This window comes from uncultured Tepidimonas sp., assembly GCF_938045175.1.
Classification (GTDB): Bacteria; Pseudomonadota; Gammaproteobacteria; order Burkholderiales; family Burkholderiaceae_C; genus Tepidimonas.
This window is the reverse complement of record NZ_CALIND010000010.1, coordinates 1-4693: the sequence shown is the minus strand read 5'-3', so window position 1 is coordinate 4693 and position 4693 is coordinate 1. Positions and strand designations below refer to the sequence as shown.

Genomic DNA, 4693 nt, shown 5'->3' with positions numbered 1-4693 from the left:
TTGTACTGGGCATTCAGGTAGGCGCGGCTGGCCTCGAAGTATTCGTTCTGCGTGTCCAGCAGGTCCAGCAGCGTGCGCTGGCCAATGTCGAACTGCTGGCGATACGCCTCGCGCGCCACCTCGGTCGACAGGCGGTGCTGGTCCAGATAGCCCAGTTGCTCGCGCAGGCGCACCACATCGTTGTAGGCGATGGCCAGCGTCTGGCGCACGTCGCGGCAGGCCTTCTCCTGCAGATCGCGCGCCTGCTTGTGCAGCTCGACCGCCTGCTTCTCGCGCGCCTGGTCGGCGCCGCCCCGGTACAGGTTGTAGTTGAGCAGGATTTCGGCCGTCAGATCGCGGGTGCGGCCATTGACATTGTCGATGTCACGCCCCCACGTCTGGCGAATGCGAAAGTCCACGCGCGGCCAGTAGGCGGCTTTGCGCGACTCGATCTCCTGCCGCAGCGCACGCACATTCTCGTAGGCCGCGTTGATGGTGGGGCTCGCCGGCAGGCCGGCGCGCATCGCCTCGCCCATGTTGGCGGGCACCCCGGCAAAACGCAAGCCCTCGCGGATCGCGGGCAGCGTCGCGGGCGGCTTGACGCCGAGGATGCGCTGGTAGCGGGCGCTGACGTCGTGCAGGTTGGAGATTTCGGTCAGGAGGTTGGACTCGGCCAGCGCCAGGCGGCCGGTGGCCTGGTCCATGTCCACGCGGCGGCTCACGCCGGCTTTGACGCGCTCCTCGATCTGCTGAGCGGTCAGCTTGTGTTCGACGTAGTTGGCCTTGGCCTCCTGCACCAGTGCCGAGTAGCGCGCCACGTCGGCGTAGGCGCGCACCGCCTCCAGCGCGATGTTTTCCGCCGCTTCCAGCAGCTCGTAATAACGGGTCAGCTTGGCGTAGCTCAGGCGCTGGACCTCGCTGGGGGTGAAGAAGCCGTCGAACAGCGTCTGGGTCAGCGTCAGGCTGGCGGCCGACCGGTTGAAGCGCTGCTCCGGCGTGCCGGGGGGATCGACCCGGTGCTCGCGCCCGATGCCGTAGCTCAGGTCCACCGAGGGACGCCAGCCGGCGGCCGCAACGTCTTTCTGGGCATCGGCGGCGGTGAAGGCGTGCCAGCGTGCCTGCACCTCCGGGTTGTTGACGATGGCCGACTTGACCGCCTCCACCAAGGCCGGGGGCAGCGCAGCCACCTGCGCGGCGGGCGCCGACGCCGGCGCGGGGGCCGGGGTCTGCGCATGAACGGGTGTGACAAGCACCATCACGGCCGCTGCCACGGCCGTGATCATCGGGATGGTTTTCATGGGGAACCTCTTTTCGGTTGGGTGGGTGCCGGCTTCCGGACCCACAGGACTTACACGCACAACCGCGTTCGGTATCATCCGAATCAGTTTTCCGCGGGTCTCTGGGCCAACGCATCCGCACCTCCCGTCACCCCGGCGCTGCATACCGGCTAATGTACAATCTGGGATAAACTCAGTTACAAATGACTGAATCCAGGCCTCGAAAGAGGCTACGGAGAAATCTCTTGTTCACCGAACTGCTCGCCCCATCGACGGAGGATCGCCGCCAGTTGCACGTGGCCGTGCTGCGTGGGCCGCTGGCCCCGGGCGTCGGGTCGGCCGGTGGCGAGTTCGATTCCTGGAACGCCTGGGAGCGCAGCGGGGCGCAGGCCTTGGCCTTTTACCTGACCGGTTGGGACGATGCGACGCTGCGGGCGATGGTCGCACGCATCCGCGCCTCGCAGTGGTGGGACCGTCCCGTGTGGGCCGAGGAGGCCGGCGCGCGGGCCGCCTGGCTGGACGGGGTAGGAAGCATCGAGCAGGCCCGCCAGGCTGGGGAGCGCGCGCTGGCCGTGCGCCGCAGCCTGAATCTCGAAGCGCAGGCCCTGCATTTCGACGAGCGAGTGTTGTACTTCCTGGTCCAGCGCGACGGGGCCGAGCTGCTGCCTGTGCGCGACCGTCACCTTGCTTCGCTGTATCACTATCCCGTGCTGGACATGCTGGCGCGCGAGGGCGAGGATCCCATGGTCGCGAGGGTGGCGCTCGTGCGCCGAGGCCTGCTGGAGCCTTCGCGGCTGATCGATCGCACGCGTCATTGCCGCTCTTGCGGTAGCGCCCATCTGCACTATCTCGATGTCTGCCCGCATTGCAGCAGCATCGAGATCCGCAAGTCGCCTTCCCTGCACTGTTTCACCTGTGGCCATGTCGCACCCGAGGCCGACTTCCGCGGGGAGTCCGGGCTGAGCTGCCCGAAGTGCGCGGCCCGTCTGCGCCACATCGGCGTGGACTACGACCGCCCGCTGACGCAACTAGCCTGCGCAAGTTGCCACCATGTCTTCGTCGAATCGGCCGTGCAAGCGCGCTGTCTGGACTGCAACACCACGGCCGAGCCCAGCGAGCTGGACGTGCACGAGATCAGCGCCCTGCGGCTGAGTGCCCAAGGCCGCGCCGCGCTGCGTGCCGGGCAGGTCCAGGAATCGATGGCGGCCCTCGACAGCGCCAACTACGTGGTGCCGACGGAGTTCCGCCAGCTCGTGAACTGGGCCCTGGCCGCCCGGTCGCGGCATGCGCAGATGCAGTTCGGCCTGATGATGGTGGAGTTCCTGAATGCGGCCGAATTCGTCGAGCGCCACGGCGCGGCGCGGGCTTACCTGATGCTCGATGAATTCGCCCGCCGTCTGCACGAGCTGCTGCGCGCCTCGGATGTGACCACACGCACGGCGGAGGAGCGGCTGTGGTTCTTCCTGCCTTTTTCGCAGGCCGCTGGGCTGGCCGCGCGTGTGCAGCATCTGCTGGACCAGCAGGCCCGTGCCGAGGGCGGTGTGGGCCTGCGCGCGCGCATCACCTGCCTGGCCGTGCCCGAGGACTTGCGCGCCGGCGACGACTGCGACCGCCTGATGCAGCGACTGGCCGAAGCCTGAGCATGTGGGAGCAAGCGGTTCATGCTTTCGGTACGCTCGTCCTGTCCACCAGTGAACAGGGCTGGCTGGAGATCGCCCTCAAATTCTTCCCCTTCGTGCTGCTGCTGGAGCTGCCGCTGTACGTCCTCGTGATGGCCGGCATCGTGCGTTTTGGCCTGCGCGAGCACCGACCCGACCGGCAGCGCGAACGCTATCCCAGGGTGTCCTGTCTGGTCACCTGCTATGCCGAAGGCGAGGATGTGCGCAAGACCATCCACAGCCTGGCTCAGCAGGACTATCCCGGATTCATCGAGATCGTCGTGATGGTGGACGGGGCCGTGCAGAACCGGGCCACGCTGGAGGCGGCCCGGCGCGCCCAGGATCTGGTCGCCGGCTTGCCGAGGCGGCAGCTCATCGTGCTGCCCAAGTGGCAGCGCGGCGGGCGGGTGTCCTCACTCAACGCGGGATTGCAGATCGCCACCGGCGAGGTGGTGATGGCGCTGGACGGCGACACCTCGTTCGACAACGACATGGTGCGCCACGCCACGCGACACTTCGACGACCCGCGCGTGGTGGGCGTGGCCGGCTGCCTGCGTGTGCGCAACGCCGGCCGATCGATGGTGACACGCCTGCAGGCGCTGGAGTACATGCTGTCCATCGGGGCGGGCAAGACCGGGCTGTCGGAGTTCAACCTCGTCAACAACATCTCGGGAGCCTTTGGCGTGTTCCGCACCGCCTTCATCCGCAACCTGGGCGGCTGGGATGCCGGCACCGCCGAGGACTTGGACATCACGCTGCGCATCAAGCAGTACTTCGGCCGCCACCCGGGCTTGCGCATCGTCTTCGATCCGCATGCCGTGGGCCACACCGATGCGCCCGACACCTGGCGCGGCTTCTTCCGCCAACGCCTGCGCTGGGATGGCGACCTGTTCTATCTGTATGTACGCAAGTTCCGCTACAACTTGCGTCCGCGGCTGTTGGGCTGGCCCAACTTCCTCTTTGTCACCTTCAACGGCCTGTTCCTGCAGGTGGTGATGCCCTTCATGATCGTGGCCTACACCGGGGTGCTGTTCTGGACGCTGCCCGCTGGCGCGGTGCTGGGGGTGCTCGGGTTCGTCTACGTCGTCTACCTGGCCGCCCTGGTGCTGTACTTCCTGCTGTATGTGGTGGTGGTGTCCGAACGGCCGCTCGAGGATCTGGCCTACCTGGGCTGGCTGGTGCCGTTCCCGCTGTTCGCCTTCGTCAACCGTGTGCACTGCTCGCTGTCGACGCTGCAGGAGATGTTCCTGAAGGCCCATCTCGATTCCTCGATGGCACCCTGGTGGGTGCTGCGCAAGACCAAGTTCTGATCATGCGGCGCATCTTGCTCGTCTGGCGGCATGCGGCGGCCCTGGTGCTGGGCCTGGCCGCCCTCGCGCCGGCTGCCCGGGCCGGCAGCCTGCCGCTGGCCGCCTGGGAAGCCCAGGCTCTGGACCAGGCCCTGGCACGCCGCCTGGCCCAGGCCGAGCTGGAGCAGCGCCTGCATCAGCGCGAGGCCGCGCAGGCGCTCGACGGTGCGCGGCTGCAGGCCGGGGCGGGGCTGGCCCGCGCACGCGAGGCCCTGACCGACACCACCGTGCGCCGCTACGAACGCGGCCAGGTTCAGCTTGGTGTGCGCTGGCCCTTGCTGGGCAGCCGGCTGGCCGCGCAGCGCGCCCTGGACGAGGCCGACACGGCCGTGGCAGCGGCCCGCCTGCGCGAGCAGGACGCGCGCCAGGCCGTGCGCACCGAGGTGCGCCGGGCCTACGTGGCCCTGGCCGCCGCGCAGGCTCGCGAGGC

Annotated in this window: 4 protein-coding genes; 3 read left to right on the top strand and 1 reads right to left on the bottom strand. The window is 68.3% G+C overall.

Annotated elements, in window-relative coordinates:
• Nucleotides 1-1277: TolC family outer membrane protein (locus Q0716_RS00610; RefSeq protein ID WP_299018560.1), on the bottom strand; the 1277-nt coding region annotated here is incomplete at its 3' end.
• A gap of 224 nt (nt 1278-1501) precedes the next feature.
• Here Q0716_RS00610 and Q0716_RS00605 point away from each other — a divergent pair.
• The 3 genes from Q0716_RS00605 to Q0716_RS00595 all read left to right on the top strand — a co-directional run.
• The gene (locus Q0716_RS00605) at nt 1502-2896 is read left to right on the top strand and encodes a diguanylate cyclase (RefSeq protein WP_299018558.1); all 1395 of its coding nucleotides are present in this window, start codon (nt 1502-1504) and stop codon (nt 2894-2896) included.
• Nucleotides 2897-2898: 2 nt separating this feature from the next.
• The gene (locus Q0716_RS00600) at nt 2899-4224 is read left to right on the top strand and encodes a glycosyltransferase family 2 protein (RefSeq protein ID WP_299018555.1); all 1326 of its coding nucleotides are present in this window, start codon (nt 2899-2901) and stop codon (nt 4222-4224) included.
• Nucleotides 4225-4226: 2 nt separating this feature from the next.
• On the top strand, nt 4227-4693 hold a 467-nt coding region (locus Q0716_RS00595; RefSeq protein WP_299018553.1), incomplete at its 3' end, for a TolC family protein.

Excerpts from the sequence above, each read along its gene's own strand:
- Q0716_RS00600 (WP_299018555.1), top strand. The coding sequence starts at position 2,899 with ATGTGGGAGCAAGCGGTTCATGCTTTCGGTACGCTCGTCCTGTCCACC.